The following is a 23,701-nucleotide window of genomic DNA, read 5'->3' as shown; positions in this document are numbered from 1 at the left end:
AGCAGGCATAAAATTAAGCTTTGCTAGCGAGGGTTCTAATTTTAAATCCTGTATAGGCATAAATCACTGCAATAATAGGATTTACAAGATTAAAAAAACAATAAAAAATATAATCATACGAGGTTAACGCTAATACCCCAAACATGAATGCACCACAGGTATTCCAAGGAATAATAGGTGATGTGATAGTGCCAGAATCTTCTAAAGTTCTACTGAGCACTGTAGGGTGTAAGCCACGGCGTTGATATTCAGATTTAAACATTCTTCCAGGCATAACTATCGCCATATACTGATCTGATGTAATTAAGTTTGTGCCAAAACAAGTCACAATAGTACTGGTTATTAAACTGCCAATTGATTTAGCGGTTTTAAGTATAGTTTCAAGAAACTTAGTTAACATACCTAGATGTTCAAGTACCGCGCCAAAGCTTAATGCGCATATTATCAACCAGATAGTATTAAGCATACTTGACATGCCACCCCTGCTAAGCAGTTCGTCAATTTCATTATTACCCGTACTAACCACTACACCATCAAAAAAAGCCGTCCAGACAATGGTAATATAAGCGGTAGTACTAGAGAGACCTTCTTCTGCCATATTGATAATAAGCTCTTGTTGAAAAAGCACTGCCCAAAAAGCACCTAAAATGGCACCTATAGCTATCGCTGGAAATGCAGGTACTTTTTTATAAGCCAATATGAGTAAAATGACTAGAGGAATGAAATTAGCTAATGAGATATTGTAGGTGGCTGTTAAAGTAGAGGTCATTACATCAATACTTTGATTATTAACTGCATTAGTAGAAGAGTGATCAAAACCAATGATTAAGAACAATATTAATGCAATAACGATAGACGGGATTGTTGTCAGTAACATATACCGAATATGGTCAAATAATTCGCTACCTGCTACAGCAGGTGCAAGGTTAGTTGTTTCAGATAAAGGAGATAATTTATCACCAAAATAAGCACCTGAGATTACTGCACCAGCCGTAACAGAAGCTGACATATCAAAACCATTTGCAATTCCAATAAATGCAACACCAACCGTTGCAGCAGTTGTCCATGAGCTACCTATACTCATGGCCACAATTGCACAAACAACACAACAAGCCGCATAAAACCAACTCGGATCAATAATCTGCAAACCATAGTAAATCATTGTTGGAACGGTACCTGATAGCAACCAGGTGCCAATTAACGCACCTACAGTTAATAATATCAGTATCGCCCCTAACGATAGAGAGATACCATTAACAATTGCTTTTTCAATATCTTGCCAGCTAAAGCCATTCTTCAGCCCGATAATGATGGCTATGCCCATGGCTAATAATAAAGATATTTGGTTTGGACCATAAGATGAATTATCAGCAAAATAAACAACAGAAGCTGTTAACATAACAATCAAGGCGATTAATGGAATTAATGCCTCAAACATTGTAGGTGCTTGGGTATGTTTGCTCAGTTGATTTTCAGAAGGAGATTGATTTGACATTTTATGGTGCAACCTTGTTATATTTATATTGTTGTTGGTTCTTAATCTAGCTACTTATACCAATGAAAGTAAATATTTGGTATTAAAAATCTTTTTTACTAAAATCTATGCATAAAAACAATAAAGCCGCCCTAAAGGCGGCTTTATAATAATAGATATATTACTTTTTCGCGACTTTTCCTAAACTGACTAGGTCAAAGGTGATGCGTGCTGTTTCATCCAAAAATGGATCAAGCTCATCTAGTTCATCAGGTAAATCATCTAAAGATTTAACTTGCTCTTTACCCAAACGATTTAATCGCTCATTGGCTCTAACAAGTTGTTTAGCTTTACGCTCTTTGCGTTTTTCTTTTCGAACATTGATATTTAGAGAAATAAATTTATCATCTTTTTCAGCTTTGTATTTTTCTATATCCGATAATAAATAGTTAAACTCTGCATCTTCTTTAATACGCTGTTGGTAAAGAGAGGTTAAATAAGAAATATCAGTTTCAACATTATTTAACTGAGTATATTGCGCTCTATCAATTTGATCCCAAGGTAGCGCATTTTCTTCCTTACTTTCTCCCCAATCATTTGGATCAACCGCTGTTGGGAAAGCAATATCAGGTAACACACCTTTGTGCTGAGTACTACCGCCATTAATACGATAGAATTTTGCGATGGTATATTGAATGCTACCTAAAGGGTTCTCATATAAGTCATATACACGCCCTAAGCCTCTATGCTGCTGAACTGTACCTTTACCAAAGGTATGTTCTCCAACAATAATACCACGTCCATAATCTTGAATAGCCGCAGCAAAAATTTCAGAAGCAGAAGCACTGTACCTATCTACCATGACAGTTAATGGGCCATCATAGTAGCTTATACCATCACGATCACGGTGAACATCTACACGATCAGCACTGTTGCGAATTTGCACAACTGGGCCTTTATCAATGAATAAGCCCGTTAATAAAGTTGCTTCAGGTAAAGAGCCACCGCCATTACCGCGTAAATCAACTATAATCCCTTCTACACCGGCTTCTTTAAGCTTATCTAATTCTTTTTTCACATCACGAGATAAATTGTTATAAAAGCTAGGTATGGTAATGACCCCTAACTTCTTAGTATTCGCCTTAGCTTGCTCATCAGTTGCATCTTCTCCGATGCCTTCATAATAAACCTCGGATTTTGCTGCCCTATCTTCTAATTTTATTTTATCTCGAACAATAGTAACTACTTTAATATTAGCGTCATCATCAGACTCACCTGACAATATTTGTAAGCGGACAGTTGTTCCCTTAGGACCTTTGATTTTTTCAACGACATCATCTAAACGCCAGCCAATAACGTCTTCAAACTCTTTATCAGCTTGTGCCACACCTACAATGCGATCTTTTGCTTTTAACTGTTTTGATTTATCTGCGGGGCCACCAGTAACTATGCTTTGAATAACGGTATAATCTTCTTCAGCGCGTAATACAGCACCAATACCTTCAAGTGATAAATTCATATCCATTTGAAAGCGTTCAGCATTACGTGGCGACAAGTAAGAAGTATGCGGCTCTACAACACGTGCAAAGCTATTCATAACTAACTGAAACACATCTTCACTTTCACCCTGCTTTAAACGCTTAATAGCATAGTTATAGCGTTTAGTAAGAATCTCTTTAACCTTTGGCCATTCTTTGCCTGTTAATACTAGATTCAAGACATCAGATTTAACTTTTAATCGCCATAATTCATCGAGTTCAGCCTCAGACGTTGGCCAGTCAGCATCTTCTCGATCATAGTAATAGCTTTCATCTTTAGTGAAGTCAAACGGCGCTTTATCATTTTCTTTTTCATCTGTAGCATTCTTGTCTAGCAAAGAAAGGGCATATTGATAACGCTCTAAACGCCTCTGCATATTTAAGTTATAAATATCATAGGCAAAAGATAACTTACCGCGGGCAAACACATCATCAAAGCCAAGACTTTGTTTTCGAAATTCAGCAACATCAGAAGCTAAAAAGATATTACGTGAATAATCTAATTGCTTAATATATCTATCAAACACTTCTTGTGATAATTCATCACTAATTTTGACTTTTTTATAATGCCCTCGAGTAAAACGGGCCGTGATACGTTTACTGGCAGTTGCATGCTGACTTTGAGGAACCAATTCTGGTAGTGACGTATCACTGGGATCATCTGCTGAAAAAGCACTAAGGCTTGTAAATGACAGGCTAACGGAAACTGAAACAGCAAGTGCGATACGACAAAGTTTTTGCATGCATTTTACTCCAAACTTTACTTAAGAATTTATATGAGTCTAATAAACTACTGTTTAGGCTATATATAGCCTGTAGTAAAGCTAGCTATATATGTTTTTCATTTGCGTTTTAATAACCATACCAGAATCTAACTGAACGCTAATATCTTTGCCCGCAATTTCAGTAATAGTTGCTTTCATTGGAGAATTCCCCAATTGCACCATCACCTGACTGCCTACATTAATTGTAGCTGATTCAACTGGTTTTAACGGTGGCAAATCTTTTTTAACGGCTTTTTTAGCACTAGATTTAACTGATTTGAACTTAGCAGAATCACGCTTATCTGAATTATTACCTTTATGATCAGTAGCTTTAGCTTTATAAGGTTTTTTAGCAGGTTTGTCTTGCTCTTTTTTGTTACCAAATTTTTCTTGGCTTTCTTTTAAGGTCTTACTCGCGTAATTCGCTTGCTCTTCATCTATTTCAGCAACTTCCTTGCCATCAATATCAACACGAAACACCCCTACTTTTATCGCTTTAAGGTATCTCCAACTACTTGTGTAGTGCCTTAGTGCTTGACGTAAGCGAGTTTTACTCACTGTTTCATCATCACTTAATTTCTCAGCTAAGTCTTGGAATATACCAATCTTTAGAGGTTTAACTTTACCTTTTACCGAAAAACACTCTGGGAATTTTTCAACTAAATACGTGATAATGTCTTTGGTGCTTAAACGCTTTATTTCAGTTTCCATAAATCTATCTTTTTACAATGTGTAGTTAAATTAGGTTAAATAAGTATTAAATTAATAATCTTGCTGTTGTAGGTGTTGCTCTCTATTTTCTAATAAATGGCGACACCAATCGTATATATCTTCACTTTCTATTTCTGGCAATAACTCTTGTCCAATCCATGTATCCCAAACTAAGCCTAATAACTGCTCAAGTTCTTCGGTGGCAATATCTTCTTCTGCTAAATCATATAAGGTGTGATAAATTTCATTCACCTTCTCAGCAACAAGCTCTTCCTGCCCTTCCCAGTCTCCAACGACTGCTTCACTGACTATATAATCATGAATGACTACAAATTCTTTCATCGTGAAAATTCTCTGATTTACGGCTTGACTAACGTTTGCTCTAACGCGTCAACGATAGTTTCAAGTCCTTGTTGATCATCTTGATCAAATCGACTAAAACTCGTGCTATCTATATCCAATACGGCAATTATATCATTGTTAAGTTTTACAGGAATAACAATTTCTGAGTTGGTTGTGGCATCACAGGCGATATGACCTTGGAATTGATGAACGTCAGCGACTCGTTGTGTACTTGCGCTTGATACTGCTGCACCACAAACACCTTTTTCAAAAGGGATTCGAATACAGGCAACTTTACCTTGGAAAGGTCCTAAAACAAGCTCACCATTGACAGTACGGTAAAAGCCAACCCAATTCACCTGCTCTAATTTTTCGAAAAGTAATGCACTAATATTTGCCATATTAGCAATCAAGTCCGTTTCATCAGCAATTAACGCTTTCACTTGTGTTAATAACTCTTGATAAAATATCGATTTGCTCACCAAGTAAGTTTTCCTAAACAGCTATATCTTAAAAACGCATAACATACCTTGAAAACAGGGATAGTTAAAGCTTTATCCAAGATAAAACCTAAAAACTACTCTTTGATAGCAAATTTAACCAAAACAGTGGCGCTTATTGTTGTATCCATCACCTGTGATTGATGAAATTGTGAAGCATTATTACCCCCCCTTGCAACGGCTGGTCGAGATTGGTAATGATTCTGACTCAACTCTTTTACGTATAACATTTTCCCTAAACTTACATTTGCCTGATTTGCTAACAATTGCGCTTTACTTTTAGCATCGTCAATAGCTTTATTTAAGGCTTGCTGATAAGGTTTTTCTGCATCAGAGACACTGGTTGTTAACGGGGATATACGTTCAACGCCCATTTTAATTACCTTACTTAAAAAGTGATCGTAATCTTCAATACTTGAAAAATTAACTGAAATTATACGGCTCAATTCAAACTGTTGAATTCTATTGTCATTATTATCAGTAAAATCACCATCTACATACACCTTACTACGTGTATTATTGGCTAGTTTTTGATTAACTTCGATACCTTGAATATTCACTTTTTCATGATCATCAATAACACGCATATTCACTCGTGCTGAGTTAATATTATTATCAGAAACGCCTAAACCTTTTGCTATCTCAACGATTTGATCACTTTTACTTTCAACAAATGAACGAATTTTACTGGTGTTTCGACCTTTTTGGGCAACTGTCAGGCTCAAAGAAAACTCGTCAGGCTGAACCGCAACCGTCGCCTTCCCTTTAACTTCGATAATATTTTGCTCTAGCGAAGCAGCAGATAAAGTGAAACTACTTATTAATAGGAAGAAAAAACAAAAGCGTACATTTTTGACTATTGGTATCATTTCAAGCTCCAAATTTAGGCTTTATTGGTTTTTCAAAAATAAAATAAACTGCGTTCTTTCAGTTTCTGAAGCAGTCTGCCACCAATATTTTAACATAGTGAAAGAATCAACTTGTGAAGCAAGATTATTGGTAGTGCTATTTTCTTGAGATGAAACCGGTAAACCTTGCACTTGCGGAGTTTTCGTTTCTGCTGGTGATTGTTGCGCTAAAGACGCCACAACCAGATTAACTTGTTTAGCGATTTTATACTCTGAAGCAGATACTAATGTCGTGACGAGCTGTTGATTGTTTTCATCTATTAAGATGACTTGAGGTGCGTTTGCAAACTTTTCAGCTTGAGTAAAACCTTTTATTGTTGTGGTTGTTAACATTAAAGTTTGTTCATTAGCGATTGAGAACTTAATAGCGAAATCTTTAGATTCAACCAACCTCTCCTCACCAAAATCCATATCTTCAAGTACATCTTTATAACGTACTACAAGCGTATTCTGGCCTTTATCAAGTTTAAATGAAGACGTGTTATTAATAAAACCATGCTCAACTTTATTATTATTAATTTCACTCACAACTAAATTATCTGCCACCTTGATTGTGGCTGCTGATGATGAAAATGATAAAGCTAAACTAATTAAACTTACGTACACACCTGAAAAAATCTTAGCCACTATAAAGTCCTTAACAATGTAAAGTATCTTTAGTTATAAACTGACTACGCTTTAAAACAAAGCAAAATATGAGTAATGTAGCCTAAAGTCTAGTAAAGCGGCTTAAGAATATTTCAAACGATAACCAGCTTAATAAACAACTTAGTTAAACTGGAATACGAACCCAACCTTCCATCAGTATACGGGCGCTTCGACTCATTATCACCTTTTTCACTGTCCATTGCCCATCAGCTTCAACTGCTTGTGCCCCTACTTTTAAAGTACCTGATGGGTGACCAAAAGTAACAGACTCTTTCTCTCCACCACCTGCAGCTAAATTAACTAATGTGCCAGGGATAGTTGCCGCTGTTCCAATGGCAACAGCAGCTGTTCCCATCATGGCATGATGTAGTTTTCCCATAGATAGTGCTCGAACATGTACGTCTATCTCAGAGGCTGAAACTGATTTACCACTTGAGGTTATATAATCTTGAGCGGGGCCAACAAAAGCTATTTTAGGTGTGTGTTGACGAGCAGCAGCTTCTGAAATGTTTGAGATTAATCCCATTTTAACGGCCCCATAGGCACGAATAGTTTCAAATTGAGTAAGTGCTGCTGCATCCCCATTTATCACTTCTTGTAATTCTGTCCCTGTATAACCAATATCTTCAGCATTTAAAAAGATGGTAGGAATGCCTGCTGTGATCATCGTTACTTTAAATGTTCCTACGTCTGGCACAACTAACTCATCAACAATATTCCCTGTCGGAAACATGGCTTCACTTGGGTCAACCGGTGCAATAAACTCAACAGGCACTTCTGCTGCTGGGAAAGTCACACCATCAAGCTCGAAATCCCCCGTTTCTTGTACTTGCCCATTGGTTATAGGTATCTGGGCGATAATAGTTTTACTGATATTCTTTTGCCAGATACGCACTGTACAAACACCATTTTCAGGAATACGACTTGTATCTACTAAACCTGAATTAATTGCAAACGAGCCAACTGCAGCAGTTAAGTTGCCACAATTTCCACTCCAATCAACAAATGGTTTATCTATCGCCACTTGTCCAAACAAGTAATCAACATCATGATTTTCTTGGTTTGATTTCGATAAAATAACCGTTTTGCTAGTGCTAGATGTAGCGCCACCCATACCATCAGTATGTTTACCATAAGGATCTGGGCTACCAATAACGCGTAGTAAAATATCATCTCGTGCTTTACCTACTACCTGCGCAGCTATCGGCAAGTCAGTTAAATTAAAAAAAACACCTTTAGAAGTACCACCACGCATATAAGTTGCTGGAATCTTTAGTTGAGAAGAGTGTCGAGAGAAAGCCATTGCTTAATCCTTTTCATGAATTTATTGAATAAACCGGTTATCATTTCTTTAAAGCAATGCGTTTTAGGCATTCGATGCTAAAAAGTCAGTAGCAAATTTTTGCAAAACACCGCCCGCTTTAAATACACTGACCTCTTCAGCAGTATCTAAACGGCACTTCACCTTAATAGTTATTTGTTCTCCATTTGCTCGAGTCATTACCACCTTCATTGCCGCGCCTGGTGAAACCTCTCCTTCAACATCATAAGTTTCACTACCATCAATAGCATAAGTTTTGCGCGTGTCACTGCCAATAAACTCTAGAGGTAATACCCCCATACCAACCAAATTAGTACGATGAATCCTTTCAAAGCCTTGAGCAACAATCACTTCAACTCCAGCTAAACGAACCCCTTTAGCAGCCCAATCTCGCGAAGATCCTTGACCATAGTCAGCCCCTGCTATAATAATCAGTGGTTGTTTTCTCTCCATATAAGTTTCAATCGCTTCCCACATACGCATTTGTTGACCTTCTGGCTCTACACGCGCTAAAGAGCCTTGAATAACATCACCTTTCTCATCTAAACACATTTCATTGAACAGTTTAGGATTAGCAAAGGTTGCTCGTTGTGCAGTTAAATGATCACCTCGATGCGTTGCATAAGAATTAAAGTCTTCTTCTGGCAACCCCATTTTAGCTAAATAAACACCAGCAGCACTATTGAGTTGAATGGCATTTGATGGCGACAGATGATCGGTAGTGATGTTATCTCCTAAAACCGCTAGTGGTCTCATATTTTTCATAGTACGCTCAGCTGCTAATGCGCCATCCCCTGCTTTTTGCCAATAGGGTGGTCGGCGAATATAAGTACTTTGAGGACGCCAATCATAAAGAGGACTTTCTGCTGGCTCAAATGCACCTAAATCAAACATAGGCGTATACACTTTTTTAAATTGCTCTGGTTTAACGCTAGCATTTACCAGCGCATCAATTTCTTCATCACTTGGCCAAATATCTTTTAGGCGTATATCATTTCCTTGTTGATCTTGCCCTAACACATCCTTTTCAATATCAAAGCGCATAGTTCCTGCTATTGCATAAGCAACAACTAAAGGTGGTGAAGCTAAGAAAGCTTGTTTAGCATAAGGATGAATTCGACCATCAAAATTTCGATTACCTGATAATACCGCAGTGGCGTACAAATCACGGTCTATCACTTCTTGCTGAATTTTAGGATCTAATGCACCACTCATTCCATTACACGTAGTACAAGCATATGCGACAATACCAAAACCAAGCTTTTCCATTTCTGTTAATAAACCTGCTTCTTCTAAATATAATTTTGCTACTTTAGAACCTGGAGCAAATGAAGATTTAACCCAAGGTTTACGCATTAGTCCTAGCTCATTAGCTCTTTTTGCCACTAAACCGGCAGCAACGACATTTCGTGGATTTGACGTATTAGTACAGCTAGTGATAGCCGCTATTATAACGGCGCCGTCGGGCATTTCTCCGGCCTTTTCTTGTGCGTGGCAAGTACTTAAATCTTTCGCAATACCTTTTTCTGTTAAAGCATGAGTAGGTAAACGGCGGTGTGGATTTGAAGGCCCTGCCATGTTGCGCTCTATGGTAGATAAATCAAATTCAAGCACACGCTGATACTTAGCTTCAACAAGATCGTCAGCCCAAAGCCCAGTATGTTTTGCATAAGTTTCAACCAATGCCACTTGCTCAGGCTCTCTGCCTGTTAAAGTAAGGTAGTCAATCGTTTGTCTATCGATATAGAACATAGCTGCTGAAGCGCCATATTCTGGAGTCATATTTGAAATGGTGGCTCTATCGCCGATCGTTAAATCTGTGGTGCCTTCACCAAAAAATTCTAGATAACTTGAAACCACTTTTTCATTACGTAAAAACTCGGTTATAGCCAATACCATATCGGTTGCTGTAATACCCGGTTTTCGCTTGCCAATAAGTTTAACGCCAATAATATTTGGCAGGCGCATCATGGATGGACGACCTAACATGACTGTTTCAGCTTCTAAACCACCAACTCCGATAGCAATCACACCCAAGGCATCAATATGCGGTGTGTGACTATCTGTTCCAACACAGGTATCAGGAAATGCCACACCATCACGTACTTGTACAACAGGTGACATCTTTTCTAAGTTTATTTGATGCATAATGCCGTTGCCCGCAGGAATAACATCAACATTTTTAAAGGCTGTTTTTGTCCATTCAATAAAATGAAACCTGTCTTCATTGCGCCTATCTTCAATAGCACGATTTTTATCAAACGCATCTGCTTCAAAACCGCCATGCTCTACTGCAAGTGAGTGATCAACAATCAGTTGTGTGGGTACAACAGGATTTACTTTAGCTGGATCACCACCTTGCTCTGCGATTGCATCTCGAAGTCCAGCTAAATCAACAAGCGCTGTTTGACCTAAAATATCATGACAAACAACCCGCGCTGGATACCAAGGAAAGTCTAAGTCCTGCTTACTTTCAATGATCTGTTTTAACGAGTCAGTTAGCGTTTCAGGTGAACAGCGACGGACTAGTTGCTCAGCTAAAATACGTGATGTATAAGGAAGTTTTGCATAGGAACCTGCGCTAATTTCTTCAATGGCTGAACGGGTATCAAAATAATCTATATTGGCACCTGGCAATGGTTTGCGATATTCGTAATTCATAATATTTCCTTCAGGACAGTGCCAGAGTTTCCTCTGACACTTCACAACGTCTCAACTTTTAGGTTTACCTTTCTGCTATTGGTGTTACTTTACGTGGTTCAGAGCCAATATAGTCTGCAGATGGACGAATAATACGGTTATTAGCACGTTGTTCCATAACGTGTGCTGCCCAACCGGTTAGACGAGAACAAACAAAAATAGGTGTAAACAACTTAGTTGGAATACCCATATAGTTGTATGTTGAGGCATGGAAGAAATCAGCATTACAAAAGAGCTTTTTGGTATCCCACATAAATTCTTCACAGGCGACAGAAATATCGTAAAGAGAAGTATCACCGTTTTCTGCAGCTAGTTTTTCTGACCATGCTTTGATAATGACATTACGGGGATCTGAAGTTCGGTAAATAGCATGTCCAAAGCCCATTATTTTTTCTTTTCGCTCAAGCATACCTGCCATCTGAACTTTAGCATCTTCAGGTGAAGAAAATTTCTCAATCATATCCATTGCGGCTTCATTTGCGCCGCCATGAAGGGGTCCACGTAGAGTTCCAATAGCGCCAGTGATACATGAGAACATATCTGACAATGTTGACGCACAAACTCGCGCAGTAAACGTTGAGGCATTGAATTCATGCTCAGCATATAAGATTAATGAGACATCCATCACGCGTTCATGTTGCGCTGAAGGGCTTACACCGTTTAATAATTGTAAAAAATGCCCTGCTAATGAACCTTCACTGCTTGTACAATCTATTTCAACACTTTCATGGCTATATCGATACCAATAACACATGATGGCAGGGAAAGCTGCCAACAAACGATTAGCCGCTTTATTTTGCTCAGTAAAATCAACTTCGGGTTCGACATTACCTAAAAATGAACAGCCTGTACGCATTACATCCATTGGGTGAGCGTGTTTTGGGATCAGCTTTAACACGGATTTAAGTGCATCGGGTAGATCACGCATGGCAAATAAGTCTGCTTTATAAATGGCAAGTTGCTCTGCTGTAGGGAGATCACCATTAAATAATAAATAAGCAACTTCTTCAAAGGTGGCATTTTCAGCTAAATCAGCAACATCATAACCACAATAAGTTAAACCACTCCCTGATTTCCCTACCGTGCATAACGCAGTTTCACCCGCACTTTGACCACGTAATCCTGCCCCACCTAATTTTTTATCAACCATAGCTCTATCCTCATAATTTATTAAATTTTTTAATCTATTTATGTCACCGCTATTTAGCTCTCCTCAAAAAGCCCCTATTGTTTTGATTGGTATAGGGCCTTTGATTAATGTAGGCAATAGCGGAAAATACTCTTGGCTTACTTGTTTTTACCTTCTGCAAAAAGTGAATCTAATTTTTGTTCGTAATCGTGATAGCCAAGGTAATCATAAAGCTCCATACGCGTTTGCATGTTTTCAATTTCAGCTTTTTGATCGCCCTCAGCTAAAAGCGTTTTATAAACAGACTCCGCCGCTTTATTCATTGCTCTAAACGCTGATAAAGGATACAAAACCATAGCGCACCCCCACTCTCCTAGTTGCTGTTTATTCCATAATTCAGTTTGACCAAATTCGGTAATGTTTGCCAAGACAGGTACTTCTAATGCTTGGGTAAAAGCTCGGTAGTGCTCTTCTGTTTTAACTGCTTCAGCAAAAATACCGTCAGCACCAGCTTCTACATAAGCTTTCGCTCGTTCAAGCGCGGCTTCTAATCCTTCTTGAGCAAAGGCATCGGTACGCGCCATAATGAAAAAATCAGGATCTTGGCGGGCATCAACAGCAGCACGAATGCGGTCGACCATTTCTTCTGTCGAAACAATTTCTTTATTTGGACGATGACCACAACGTTTTTGTGCCACTTGATCTTCTATATGAACAGCGGCTGCTCCCGCTTTTTCCATATCGCGAATGGTTTTAGCAATGTTAAATGCTCCACCCCAACCTGTATCAATATCTACAAGTAAAGGTAAACTTGATGCGGAAGTAATACGTGATACATCGGCTATGACGTCATTTAATGATGTCATGCCAAGGTCAGGTAAACCGTATGAGGCATTCGCTACACCGCCTCCAGATAAGTAAATGGCTTGGTGTCCCAACTGCTCTGCCATCATAGCGCAATAGGCATTAACCGTTCCTACAACTTGAAGGGGTTTGTTATTGCTTAACGCTTTACGGAATTTGGCTCCGGCTGATAAGTGAGTTGTCATCTTATTTCCTCTATTTCGACATTTTTAATTCATTTAGTTTTTGTTGGGCTATTTTGCTTTCTATATTCTTTCTTGATGCTGCAATATGTCGTCGCATTAATATTTCCGCTAGTTCTCCGTCTCTATCACAAATAGCTTGTATAATTTGAGAATGCTCATTAAAAGCACGGCTTGCTCTAGGACTGTTCATGCCAAATTGGTAGCGATACATACGTACTAAGTGATATAGCTGGCCACAGATCAAATCAATTAACTGTTTGTTATGGCTGCCAAGAATAATTTTATAGTGAAAGTCGAGATCGCCTTCTTCTTGGTAGTAAGCAACGCCATCTTTAAGATCTTGAGTTTGACTATGGATATGCAGCATAGATTGCATGTCGACAATTTCCTCATCAGACATATTCAATGCAGCTTGACGACATGCCATTCCTTCTAGAGCTTCACGCGTAATATATAGCTCTAGTAACCCTTCAATAGTACAATCTACGACTCTTGAGCCCACATTCGCTTTACGCTCAATCAAGTGACACTTTTCAAGACGATTTAAAGCTTCTCGTAAGGTAGAGCGACTGATTTGATAGCGTTTTGCTAGTTCAGGCTCACTAATTTTACTACCAGGTGGAATATCTCCTTCCACAATAGCATGTTGCATTTGTTCAAATACTTTATCCGCTGTTGTCACTGCAGTTTGTTTAGTAGGATTTGATAGAGACATTCATTGACCTTAGCTTTTAAATTGTCGACACATTTATTTGATACATGTGAATAATAGCGGTTTGATTTTATAATACAAGTAGACTTAAGTATTATTGTCGACAATTAAAAACTAAGGGTGGGTTATGACAGGCACAAAAAAACCCACGTAATATAAAATATTACGTGGGTTTTCTATGTTTCACTTTTGTACACTTTCTATAAAAGAATAACTCATAAAAAGTGGCATCCCTAAGGGGATTCGAACCCCTGTTACCGCCGTGAAAGGGCGGTGTCCTAGGCCTCTAGACGATAGGGACACTGTATTAACTCTTGTTAAGACATACTATCTACCAGATCACTCTGGTGATTTAGTTAAGTCTAATTTCAATGATAGTCGACTTAAGACAAAACTAAAACTCTAAACTCTTATTTTCATGTAAATGTCAGTATAAGAAACTGATTCACTTTTAAGCACCCTACCCTAATAGTTAGAATAAAGTGGCATCCCTAAGGGGATTCGAACCCCTGTTACCGCCGTGAAAGGGCGGTGTCCTAGGCCTCTAGACGATAGGGACACTAAAACCGTAAGATAATTATCAAAACTTATTGTTTTAACATTTCTCACAGAATTGGATATACCAATTCTTAATTGCTTTTTGTTTTATAAGTTTAAGCTAACTTAATTTGTTAATACACTATCTATCAAACAATAGACACTGAATTAAAAATAGTGGCATCCCTAAGGGGATTCGAACCCCTGTTACCGCCGTGAAAGGGCGGTGTCCTAGGCCTCTAGACGATAGGGACACTAAAACTTGATAACAAGTTAAAACTATCTATTCTTTGCTATTAAAAACATCAAAGAACCTAAATTTGGTGGAGCTATGCGGGATCGAACCGCAGACCTCTTCGCTGCCAGCGAAGCGCTCTCCCAGCTGAGCTATAGCCCCGCTTGTTTAAATATTCCCTTTAATAAGAAGTTATTCAAACGGTTATACTTAATAACTGGCCTAATAGTTATTTCAGTATACTGCTTTTCCATTATTTCTAATGAAAAATGCCATTTCAACTAAGCAATTTACAATGAAATGAACACTTGCTGAAAACGAGGCGCATTCTAAGCAGCAGCCATAAAACTGTCAACACTTATTTTAAAAAAAACAGTAAAATATTATAAAAGTCACCTTGAGTGATTACTTATGCAACAAGTTGATTGTTTTTTGCCTAAACACTTGTTTGGCCTGTACAAATTGTAGTCTCAATTCATAACAAAGTTAATAATTTAGTGAAAATGAAGCAGCTATGTCTATACTCGCTTTATTTTTTCGAGATTTAACGTTATTGTTTACCTACAACTTATTAGTAGTATTAGTTAAATTAAAATCGAATGCAGTTAAATGAATTAAATGTTGTTGCCATAGGTGGTGGTCACGGTTTAGGTAGAGTACTCTCTACCCTTTCTTTTATGGAAGATAAATTAACCGGTATAGTCACAACAACAGATAATGGCGGCTCAACAGGCAAATTAAGAAAGCGAAGTAGTTCAATTGCTTGGGGCGATCTAAGAAATTGCCTGACAGAACTTGTCGACAGTGATTCTGTTGGCAGTCAACTATTTAACTTTCGATTTGACGGTAGTGACGAACTTGGTGGTCACAATCTAGGAAATTTAATTCTTTATGGTTTAGGACAAGTACAATCTAGGCCGTTAGACTCTATTAAGCTTGTTAGGCGTATGCTACGTGTACGCACCCAAGTTTTACCTATGTCTGAAACACCTACAGATTTAATGGCATTCTATCCAGAAGGGCGTTGCCGTGTTGGCGAGCTCTCCGTTGATGAAATGCCTATCATGCCTAAAAGCTTAATGTTAGCACCTCTAGTAAAATCTATAGTTCCTTGCATTGATGCTATTAATAAGGCTGATTTAATTATTTTAGGACCAGGCAGCTTTCTTACAAGCATTATTCCCCCGTTATTGGTGAGGGATATTAGTAATGCTTTAAAAAATAGAGAGGGCCATTGTGTCTTTATTGATAATATTGTTGCAGAGCAAAGCCCCGCTTCTCAATTAACTATTGATGAGAAACTAGATTGGATTGAAGAAAATATCGGCTGTTTACCTGTTGATAGTGTAATAAGCCAACAGCCCTGTGTAGAGTCTGATAAAGTTAATATTATATGCCGTGATTTAGCGCATAATAAAGTGCCTCATCATCACGACAAACAAAAACTTATTTCAGCATTAGAAGATTGCCTGTCTATTGCATTAGAAAATAAAAAATCAGCTTAGTTTAGCTGAGTTACTTATTTGATGATGCTTCATCCTCACTGATTCGACTTGCAACAGCGCCCTTTTGATCTTTGTATTTTGCGTCATCACGTTTATTATATGGGCGTACAGCACTGGACGACATAGTTTCAAAATTTAGCGCTGCAATTTTCATTTTAGGGCGTAAAGCTAACGGCAATTTACCACTATTATAAAATTCTAGGACAATTTGTCCTGACCAGCCGGGATCAATTCTATGGGCTGTTACATGCACCATAAGCCCTAACCTAGCCAATGACGAGCGGCCGTCTAACCAACCAACAATATCATCGGGCAATGTAACTGATTCATAGGTTACAGCTAATGCTAACTCCCCAGGATGTAGAAAAAATGCATCACCATCAGCTATCACTATTTCATCACTCATGACCGAATTCATTGCTTGTTGCATTTCAGCTTTAGGACCACTTAAATCAATATAAGGTGCCGTATGATCTTGGAATACTCTAAATTCATTACCTAAGCGTATATCAACACTAACTCCTGAAATCATTGAACTATCAGGCTTAGGAGAAATTACTATTCTTTCATCATCAAGGTATTGCTCAATATCTTTATCACACAATCTCATATTTTTTCACTTGTTAGTTGAGTTGATTATTCAATGTTTTCAACGCTTGCAGTAAGCGGACTTCGGTTGTCCAATTGCAAAAACAATTGCCCGACTATATTACGCGCTATTCTACGGTACAAACTTGCTATCTCGCCAGTGCTATTTTCAATGATATCCGATTGGCCACTATCAGCATCTTGACGAATATCAATATTAAGTGGCAATTGCCCTAAAAGTTCAACCTTCTTACGCTCAGCCATTAATGTGCCACCTGATTCGCCAAAAATATGGCTTTGATGACCACAGTTTTCACATAAGTGATAACTCATGTTTTCAACAACTCCCAGCACCGGCACTTGAACTTGATCAAACATAGTAACGCCTTTAATGGCGTCATCAAGTGCTATATCTTGGGGGGTTGTCACAATAACCGCTGCAGCAACAGGTATCTTTTGAGCGAGTGTTAATTGAATATCACCAGTACCTGGCGGCATATCAATTAATAAGTAATCAAGCTCAGGCCAAGCTGTTTCATTAAGTAATTGACCAAAAGCGCCGCTAGCCATAGGTCCTCGCCAAACTGTCGCATCGTTAGCATGAACCAAAAAACCTATCGACATGGCGTTTAACCCATGTGACACCAAAGGTAACATCAATTTGCCATCAAAAGATTTAGGTTTGGCGTTTTTTAACCCCAACAAGGTTGGTACCGAAGGACCATAAATATCAGCATCTAACACCCCCACTCTAGCGCCCTCTGCCATTAAGGCATATGCTAAATTAACCGTTGTCGTAGACTTACCTACACCGCCTTTGCCAGAAGATATTGCAATAATGTTGGCAATATTATGACCACTTCCTTTTAAAGAAAATTTACGTACGGCTGAAACATTAAGTTGCACTGTAAAGAAAACCGTTTTTTGCAGCATTTGCGATAAGCTACTTGCAATTTCATCCAGCTCTCCTTGGCAAGGAAAAGGCATTTCAATTTGAATGTCAATATGTTCATCTTGTTTAATTTCAATAGATAAACAAGTACTTAGCACACCTTCAGGAAAGTTTACTGAACGATAAGTTTGTAATGTTGTATTTATAACATCAGCTATTTCTTCATTACTTAATAACGAAGGGTTCTTAATTTGTGTTTTTTGTGAAAAAAGTTTGCCGAACATCCCGGATATCCAAGGTATTAATTATTGAAGAACATACTTAAACCACTGCATGATGGCTTGAGTATAAAAGCTAAATTCTGTACTATTGCAGCCATTATTACCATCAAAACATTTATTTTTTATGTCTACTGCTATTTCTTCATCTGCTCCATCTTCGAAACGCAAAATATTAGTTACTTGTGCATTACCTTATGCTAATGGCTCTATTCACTTAGGCCATTTACTTGAACATATTCAAACTGACATTTGGGTACGTTTTCAACGCATGCGTGGTCATGAAACTTACTTTGTTTGCGCTGATGATGCTCACGGCACTCCAATTATGCTAAAAGCTCAAGAGCTAGGTATTTCTCCTGAAGAAATGATCAATGCTGTTCGTGAAGAACATATGGCAGATTTTGCAGACTTTCATATCAGTTTTGATAACTATCACTCAACACATAGTGATGAAAACAAAGAATTTGCGACTGAGATCTACAATAAACTACATGCTAACGGTCATATAAAAACCCGAACAATTTCACAATTATTCGATCCTGAAAAAGAAATGTTTTTACCTGATCGTTTTGTTAAAGGCACGTGTCCTAAATGTAAAGCTGAAGACCAAAATGGTGATAGCTGTGATGATTGTGGTGCAACTTACTCGCCTACTGAAGTGTTAAATCCTCGCTCTGTTGTATCAGGGGCAACACCGGTATTAAAAGATTCTGAACATTACTTTTTTGACTTACCTGCGTTTGAAACCATGTTAAAAGACTGGACTCGCAGTGGTGCTTTACAAGAAGAAATGGCCAATAAACTAGCTGAATGGTTCGAGCAAGGACTAAAACAATGGGACATTAGCCGTGATGCGCCTTATTTTGGCTTTGAAATTCCAAATGCGCCAGGCAAGTTTTTCTATGTTTGGTTAGATGCCCCTATTGGTTACATGGGTAGCTTTAAAAACTTATGTAATAAAAAGCCAGAAATTGATTTTGACAGCTTCTGGGCTGAAAATTCTGATGCTGAACTTTATCACTTTATTGGCAAAGACATTATTTACTTTCACAGTCTATTTTGGCCTGCGATGCTTGAAGGTGCGGGCTATCGTAAACCCACTAGTGTTTATGCCCATGGTTTTGTGACGGTTAATGGCGCGAAAATGTCTAAATCAAAAGGTACTTTTATTAAAGGCAGAACTTACCTTGAGCATTTAAACCCTGAATATTTACGTTATTACTATGCAGCTAAGTTAACAAATCGCATTGATGATTTGGATCTTAACCTTGAAGACTTCGCTCAACGAGTAAATTCTGACTTAGTAGGTAAAGTGGTAAATATTGCTTCACGTTGCGCAAGCTTTATTACTAAACGCTTTGATGGCATGTTATCTAGCAATATTGATGATCAAGCGCTTGCCGATGAAGTGATGAATGCTGGAGACAGTATTGCGAGTTGTTATGAAAACAGAGATTTCGGCCGCGCTATGCGTGAGATAATGGCTCTTGCTGATAAAGTTAATGAATATATAGCGATCAAAGAACCATGGCAATTAATCAAAGATGAAACCAAACAACAAGAAGTGCAAGATATATGTTCGCTTGGTATTAATATGTTCCGCACCTTGATGATTTACTTAAAACCCGTGCTACCTTCACTTGCCGAAAATACAGCTGCATTTTTAAATGATGAGTTAATGTGGAAGGGTCATCAAAGTTTATTAACAGATCATAAAATTAATAAATTTAAAGCTTTATTACAACGTGTTGATATGGACAAAATCAATGCTATGACTGAAGCATCAAAAGAAAATTTAAATCCTGCATCGGCATCTAATGATAATAAGAAATCAAAAAAATCTAAGAAGAAGGATAAACCCGTTGATAATAGTGCAGCACTAAACAACCCGTTAGCCGCTGATCCTATCAGTGAAGAAATCCAATTTGATGATTTTGCAAAAATTGACTTAAGAATTGCCAAAATCATTAATGCTGAACATGTAGAAAAAGCCGACAAATTATTGAAACTGACCTTGTCTCTTTCTGATAATGATTCTGAAACCCGCCAAGTATTCGCAGGAATCAAATCAGCTTACCAACCTGAAGATCTTATCGGCAAACATACGGTAATGGTTGCTAATTTAGCACCACGTAAAATGCGTTTTGGTATGTCAGAAGGCATGGTATTAGCAGCTGGGCCTGGTGGTCAAGATTTATGGATTTTAAATCCTGATGAAGGCGCCAAAGCTGGGATGAGAGTTAAGTAGCTAAAAAACTTAATAAAAAATATAAAATCAGAAACAATGTATAAAAGGTATAGTGTAACGCGATACCTTTTTTTTATTATCGCTTATTGTATTTCCATTAATTATATTAGCGCTTAAGAGACTTATAGTGAATAAAATAACTTCCTTTATAAAATCTATTCCATCAACGGCATTTATCATTATCGGCATGGTATCAGGGCTTATCATCGGTGCTACTTATGGAACAGTATTTGGTGGTATTAACGAAATAGCTAATGCGTTTGTGATGTTACTACAAATGACAGCATTGCCTTACATTGCCCTATCATTAATCATTGGTATTGGTGGCTTAAACCCCAATCAAGTACGAAGTGGTTTTAAGAAGTCGTTAACCATTTTGGTAGCAATGGTATTTTTAGTATTAATTTATATATTATTAGCCCCCATCGCCTTTCCTAACTGGGTTAGTGCTGACTTTTATAGTTTACATACAATAAAAACTACAAAAGAATTTGATCTAATTACGCTATTTATTCCACAAAACCCCTTTCATTCATTCGCAAACGGGCTAATCCCAAGTGTTGTTTTATTTAGCATTTGCCTAGGTGCAGGTTTAAAAGGTGCAAAGGGGAAAAAACAAACACTACAAGCATTAACGGGTCTTAACAATGCCATTATTATTGTTAGCAATAATGTGATGAAGTTAGCGCCTTTGGGTGTTTTTTGTATAGCCTTAAGAGCCGCTGCCACAGTTGATAGCTCTCAGATTGATGGCCTATTAGTTTACATTGTAACTGCTACAGTTTTAGTGTTTCTTTTAAGTTTTTTAATTCTACCAGCGATAGTGTCTATTGTGACGCTGTTGAGCTATCGTCAAGTCCTCACCGTATCAAGAGAAGCTATGATCACCGCTTTTGCTACTGGTAGTTTCTTTATTGTTATTCCGTTAATCGTCGAAAAAACCAAATTATTGATAAAAGAAACCTATCAACAATCTGAGAAACTTAACCAAACTATCCCTGCAGTATTGGTTAATGATGCAACTAAATTGCCCGGTATAATCGTGCCTATAAGCTTTAGTTTGCCTATAGGCGGTAAATTACTTGCATTACTTTTTGTTTTATTTGCAGCATGGTTTTCAGGCTCACATGTTGGCATTGACCAATACGTAAACTTATTAGCTGCTGGCTTACCTCAACTGTTTGGCACCAGCACTGTTGCAATGCCGAGTTTGCTAGAATTATTTAATGTACCCGGCTCATTATTTGAATTATTTTTAGTTGCAGAAAACTTAATTGTTGGCAGGTTAAGTGCGTTACTCTCAGTAATATTTTCCACATGCTTTGTTTTACTGGTAAGTGCTAGTGTCACCAAACAGTTTACATTTAAATGGGCTTCATTTGTAAAGTACGCCATACTGTTTCCAATATTTTCAATAATGACTTTCTATTCACTTAGGATTACCTTTGATAATATAAGTTATCAATATCAGGGTTATGAAAAATTTATTGAACGTGACTTTGTCATGATTGATATTCAGTCTACCGTGCTGAGAGCCCCTGAGAACTCCTCCATCAATTCATCTCCTTATTCTGATGTGTTAAGCCGTATTAAACAGCGTGGCTTCTTACGTGTAGGCTATTTTAGAGACGATTTACCTTATGGGTTTCATAACAATGAAGGTAAATTAGTCGGCTTTGACATTGAAATAATCAACCTATTAGCGGACGATTTAAATGTGAGTGTTGAGTTTGTTCGAATTTTTCATGATCAGGCTAAAGAATTATTAGCCTCAGGGTATTTAGACATGACCACTGGTATTCCAGTTTTGCCAAATAATATGAAAGAGTTCACCCTCACCATTCCTTATACATCACAAAACATTGCTTTTATTGTAAAAGAAAATAGACGCCGTGAATTTACGGATTGGAAAAATATATTTAGGCGCGATGATTTGATTATTGGTATACCTGAGTTGTTTTATAGTGAAAATTTAATTAAGCGATACTTTAAACATGGAAAAGTATGGGAAATATCTACCCCTAGGCTTTTCTTTAAGGAAGAATACCAACATATAGATGCTATGTTATTTGGGGCACCAACCGCTTCGGCATGGACGTTATTACACCCTGAGTACACAGTAATCGTCCCAAAACCAGCTCAACCACCACTCTTTATGGCATTTGCAATAAACAATAAAGATAATGCTTTTGAATTATTTATGAGAAACTGGATCACAACTAAGAAGAAAAATAATGACATTAAAAAATTATTTGATTATTGGATTGCCGGTAATAAACCTATTTTACTATCTGAAAAATTAGCTGAGTTAAAAACCTATGTCGAAAATTAGTTTTATAATAGCCATGTTTTTTTTATTAAACGCGTGTACTCACAATTATCAAGTTTCAACCAATTTAGACAAAGAAAACTTCAAGGAATATTTTTCAGCGTCTGAAGTAACTATTTATGAGCAAGAAGCAGACATTAGTGGTAAATATGAATTTATAGGCTTAGTTGAAGGTCAAGACTGTCAAGTTAAACCACATCATGCCGTTCCTGATAAAGTTATTGCTCGTACACAAGCGCGACAACTCGCATATAACAAACAAGCTAACGCTATAATATTTACTGGCTGTGCTGAGCTTTCTCCCGAACAACTCCAACTATTAAGCCAAAGCAATGATGCTCAACAATGTCACGCAATTGTTATTTGTTATGGTAGAGCTTTCGTCGTTGAAGATAATAGTTAACTAAGCTGATATGACTAATTCAAACGATAAAATAACCTTTAACGCAATAGGATATGTTAAATCACCTTATAAAGAGAAGTTTGCCATACCCAGGCAACCAGGATTAGTAGACGCGGCTAAAGGACAAGTTATTTTAACAGGCAAAGCTAATAACACAGACTTAATTAAAGAAATTGGCCAATTTTCACACCTTTGGCTTTTATTTGTGTTTCATGGGACTAAAGCGAAAGGATGGAAGCCACTTGTTAGGCCACCACGTTTAGGTGGCAACAAAAAAGTAGGTGTACTGGCAACTAGATCGACTTTCAGGCCAAACCCAATAGGTATGTCAGTGGTCAAGTTAACCTCAGTTGAAGTCAAAAAACACCAAGTCATTTTGCATATTTCTGGGCTCGACTTGTTAGATGAAACCCCGATTATTGATATCAAGCCCTATCTTCCCTACGCAGATTCAATACCTGATGCCCATGCTGGTTTTGCCCAACAACAGCCTGTAGATAGCTTGTCAGTGAATTTTAGCGGTCAAGCTCAGCAAACGATACATGAATTACAGGAAACTTACCCAAATCTAAGCTTGCTCATAGAGCAAGTATTAGCGCAAGATCCTCGCCCCGCCTATAAACAACACAAAGCAGATGACAAGAGCTATGCGATGTCACTGTATGATTTAAATATTGAATGGATGATGCAAAGCTTGTCAACGCTGGTTGTGACTAAAATCAGCAAAACCATTATAAAAACAAAGAATTAATAAAACTTAATTAATTCTTCGAGCTACGTGTACAACTTCTTTCTAGGTAACTTCTGTTTTCTTTATGCGTTTATCAAGTGCTAAGTTTGTTCAGGTTCTCTTAACGACATGACGAACATTAATAATTTGTTTGTCT

The 23,701-nt window shown here is 37.7% G+C and carries 19 protein-coding genes and 4 tRNA genes; 5 read left to right on the top strand and 18 right to left on the bottom strand.

Going from position 1 to position 23,701, the window contains the following annotated elements:
* Nucleotides 1–13: 13 nt before the first annotated feature.
* From nhaC to AC27GZ_RS10225, 16 genes are all read right to left on the bottom strand, one after another.
* On the bottom strand, nt 14–1,495 hold the full coding sequence (nhaC, locus tag AC27GZ_RS10300) for a Na+/H+ antiporter NhaC (RefSeq protein WP_487094903.1): 1,482 nt from the start codon (nt 1,493–1,495) through the stop codon (nt 14–16).
* Between the two features lie 160 nt (nt 1,496–1,655).
* Nucleotides 1,656–3,755: a carboxy terminal-processing peptidase gene (gene prc / locus AC27GZ_RS10295; RefSeq protein ID WP_487094902.1), complete on the bottom strand. Its 2,100-nt coding sequence runs from the start codon at nt 3,753–3,755 to the stop codon at nt 1,656–1,658.
* 81 nt (nt 3,756–3,836) lie between these two features.
* On the bottom strand, nt 3,837–4,487 hold the full coding sequence (gene proQ, locus AC27GZ_RS10290; RefSeq protein ID WP_487094901.1) for an RNA chaperone ProQ: 651 nt from the start codon (nt 4,485–4,487) through the stop codon (nt 3,837–3,839).
* Between the two features lie 51 nt (nt 4,488–4,538).
* Nucleotides 4,539–4,829 carry a hypothetical protein gene (locus AC27GZ_RS10285; RefSeq protein ID WP_487094899.1) on the bottom strand — a complete coding sequence of 97 codons (291 nt, stop codon included), beginning with the start codon at nt 4,827–4,829 and terminating at the stop codon, nt 4,539–4,541.
* A gap of 17 nt (nt 4,830–4,846) precedes the next feature.
* A complete protein-coding gene (locus tag AC27GZ_RS10280) occupies nt 4,847–5,311 on the bottom strand; it encodes a GAF domain-containing protein (protein WP_487094898.1) in 465 nt (154 codons plus the stop codon).
* Between the two features lie 95 nt (nt 5,312–5,406).
* Nucleotides 5,407–6,198, bottom strand: coding sequence for an SIMPL domain-containing protein (locus AC27GZ_RS10275; RefSeq protein WP_487094897.1), 792 nt, complete (start codon nt 6,196–6,198; stop codon nt 5,407–5,409).
* A gap of 21 nt (nt 6,199–6,219) precedes the next feature.
* A complete protein-coding gene (locus AC27GZ_RS10270) occupies nt 6,220–6,864 on the bottom strand; it encodes a DUF2057 family protein (RefSeq protein WP_487094896.1) in 645 nt (214 codons plus the stop codon).
* 145 nt (nt 6,865–7,009) lie between these two features.
* Nucleotides 7,010–8,188, bottom strand: coding sequence for a 2-methylaconitate cis-trans isomerase PrpF (prpF, locus tag AC27GZ_RS10265; protein WP_487094894.1), 1,179 nt, complete (start codon nt 8,186–8,188; stop codon nt 7,010–7,012).
* A gap of 63 nt (nt 8,189–8,251) precedes the next feature.
* Nucleotides 8,252–10,867 (bottom strand): Fe/S-dependent 2-methylisocitrate dehydratase AcnD, encoded by a 2,616-nt coding sequence (gene acnD / locus AC27GZ_RS10260; protein ID WP_487094892.1) that lies wholly within the window; start codon nt 10,865–10,867, stop codon nt 8,252–8,254.
* A gap of 64 nt (nt 10,868–10,931) precedes the next feature.
* Nucleotides 10,932–12,056, bottom strand: coding sequence for a bifunctional 2-methylcitrate synthase/citrate synthase (prpC, locus tag AC27GZ_RS10255; protein WP_487094891.1), 1,125 nt, complete (start codon nt 12,054–12,056; stop codon nt 10,932–10,934).
* A 137-nt stretch (nt 12,057–12,193) separates the two neighbouring features.
* Nucleotides 12,194–13,084 (bottom strand): methylisocitrate lyase, encoded by an 891-nt coding sequence (gene prpB / locus AC27GZ_RS10250; protein ID WP_487094889.1) that lies wholly within the window; start codon nt 13,082–13,084, stop codon nt 12,194–12,196.
* Nucleotides 13,085–13,094: 10 nt separating this feature from the next.
* Nucleotides 13,095–13,799, bottom strand: a complete 705-nt coding sequence (locus tag AC27GZ_RS10245; RefSeq protein ID WP_487094887.1) for a GntR family transcriptional regulator — start codon at nt 13,797–13,799, stop codon at nt 13,095–13,097.
* A 222-nt stretch (nt 13,800–14,021) separates the two neighbouring features.
* Nucleotides 14,022–14,097: transfer RNA gene (locus AC27GZ_RS10240), tRNA-Glu, on the bottom strand.
* Nucleotides 14,098–14,279: 182 nt separating this feature from the next.
* A tRNA-Glu gene (locus tag AC27GZ_RS10235) sits at nt 14,280–14,355 on the bottom strand.
* Nucleotides 14,356–14,511: 156 nt separating this feature from the next.
* Nucleotides 14,512–14,587 (bottom strand) — tRNA-Glu (locus AC27GZ_RS10230).
* Nucleotides 14,588–14,654: 67 nt separating this feature from the next.
* A tRNA-Ala gene (locus AC27GZ_RS10225) sits at nt 14,655–14,730 on the bottom strand.
* A 437-nt stretch (nt 14,731–15,167) separates the two neighbouring features.
* On the opposite strand from AC27GZ_RS10225, the gene AC27GZ_RS10220 reads away from it, so the two are divergent.
* Nucleotides 15,168–16,073, top strand: coding sequence for a gluconeogenesis factor YvcK family protein (locus tag AC27GZ_RS10220; RefSeq protein WP_487094885.1), 906 nt, complete (start codon nt 15,168–15,170; stop codon nt 16,071–16,073).
* 10 nt (nt 16,074–16,083) lie between these two features.
* Here AC27GZ_RS10220 and dcd read toward each other — a convergent pair whose 3' ends face one another.
* On the bottom strand, nt 16,084–16,683 hold the full coding sequence (dcd, locus tag AC27GZ_RS10215) for a dCTP deaminase (protein ID WP_487094884.1): 600 nt from the start codon (nt 16,681–16,683) through the stop codon (nt 16,084–16,086).
* Between the two features lie 26 nt (nt 16,684–16,709).
* Nucleotides 16,710–17,837, bottom strand: coding sequence for an iron-sulfur cluster carrier protein ApbC (apbC, locus tag AC27GZ_RS10210; protein ID WP_487094883.1), 1,128 nt, complete (start codon nt 17,835–17,837; stop codon nt 16,710–16,712).
* A gap of 121 nt (nt 17,838–17,958) precedes the next feature.
* Here apbC and metG point away from each other — a divergent pair, with 121 nt between their 5' ends.
* The 4 genes from metG to tsaA all read left to right on the top strand — a co-directional run bounded on the left by metG (nt 17,959) and on the right by tsaA (nt 23,565).
* Nucleotides 17,959–20,082 (top strand): methionine--tRNA ligase, encoded by a 2,124-nt coding sequence (gene metG / locus AC27GZ_RS10205; protein ID WP_487094882.1) that lies wholly within the window; start codon nt 17,959–17,961, stop codon nt 20,080–20,082.
* A gap of 127 nt (nt 20,083–20,209) precedes the next feature.
* Nucleotides 20,210–22,414 (top strand): cation:dicarboxylate symporter family transporter, encoded by a 2,205-nt coding sequence (locus AC27GZ_RS10200; RefSeq protein ID WP_487094881.1) that lies wholly within the window; start codon nt 20,210–20,212, stop codon nt 22,412–22,414.
* A 13-nt stretch (nt 22,415–22,427) separates the two neighbouring features.
* On the top strand, nt 22,428–22,814 hold the full coding sequence (rcsF, locus tag AC27GZ_RS10195) for an Rcs stress response system protein RcsF (RefSeq protein WP_487094880.1): 387 nt from the start codon (nt 22,428–22,430) through the stop codon (nt 22,812–22,814).
* Between the two features lie 10 nt (nt 22,815–22,824).
* Nucleotides 22,825–23,565 (top strand): tRNA (N6-threonylcarbamoyladenosine(37)-N6)-methyltransferase TrmO, encoded by a 741-nt coding sequence (gene tsaA / locus AC27GZ_RS10190; RefSeq protein WP_487094879.1) that lies wholly within the window; start codon nt 22,825–22,827, stop codon nt 23,563–23,565.
* Nucleotides 23,566–23,701 lie beyond the last annotated feature (136 nt).

The sequence above is a fragment of the Colwellia sp. SU-HH00943 genome, from assembly GCF_057546125.1.
Note: the sequence above shows the minus strand (reverse complement) of the source record. Positions and strands in the feature narration are given on the sequence as shown.

Coding starts and splice junctions, on each gene's coding strand:
- nhaC (WP_487094903.1), bottom strand. CDS start 1,495: ATGTCAAATCAATCTCCTTCTGAAAATCAACTGAGCAAACATACCCAA.
- prc (WP_487094902.1), bottom strand. CDS start 3,755: ATGCAAAAACTTTGTCGTATCGCACTTGCTGTTTCAGTTTCCGTTAGC.
- proQ (WP_487094901.1), bottom strand. CDS start 4,487: ATGGAAACTGAAATAAAGCGTTTAAGCACCAAAGACATTATCACGTAT.
- AC27GZ_RS10285 (WP_487094899.1), bottom strand. CDS start 4,829: ATGAAAGAATTTGTAGTCATTCATGATTATATAGTCAGTGAAGCAGTC.
- AC27GZ_RS10275 (WP_487094897.1), bottom strand. CDS start 6,198: ATGATACCAATAGTCAAAAATGTACGCTTTTGTTTTTTCTTCCTATTA.
- prpF (WP_487094894.1), bottom strand. CDS start 8,188: ATGGCTTTCTCTCGACACTCTTCTCAACTAAAGATTCCAGCAACTTAT.
- acnD (WP_487094892.1), bottom strand. CDS start 10,867: ATGAATTACGAATATCGCAAACCATTGCCAGGTGCCAATATAGATTAT.
- prpC (WP_487094891.1), bottom strand. CDS start 12,056: ATGGTTGATAAAAAATTAGGTGGGGCAGGATTACGTGGTCAAAGTGCG.
- prpB (WP_487094889.1), bottom strand. CDS start 13,084: ATGACAACTCACTTATCAGCCGGAGCCAAATTCCGTAAAGCGTTAAGC.
- AC27GZ_RS10245 (WP_487094887.1), bottom strand. CDS start 13,799: ATGTCTCTATCAAATCCTACTAAACAAACTGCAGTGACAACAGCGGAT.
- AC27GZ_RS10220 (WP_487094885.1), top strand. CDS start 15,168: ATGCAGTTAAATGAATTAAATGTTGTTGCCATAGGTGGTGGTCACGGT.
- dcd (WP_487094884.1), bottom strand. CDS start 16,683: ATGAGATTGTGTGATAAAGATATTGAGCAATACCTTGATGATGAAAGA.
- apbC (WP_487094883.1), bottom strand. CDS start 17,837: ATGTTCGGCAAACTTTTTTCACAAAAAACACAAATTAAGAACCCTTCG.
- metG (WP_487094882.1), top strand. CDS start 17,959: ATGTCTACTGCTATTTCTTCATCTGCTCCATCTTCGAAACGCAAAATA.
- rcsF (WP_487094880.1), top strand. CDS start 22,428: ATGTTTTTTTTATTAAACGCGTGTACTCACAATTATCAAGTTTCAACC.
- tsaA (WP_487094879.1), top strand. CDS start 22,825: ATGACTAATTCAAACGATAAAATAACCTTTAACGCAATAGGATATGTT.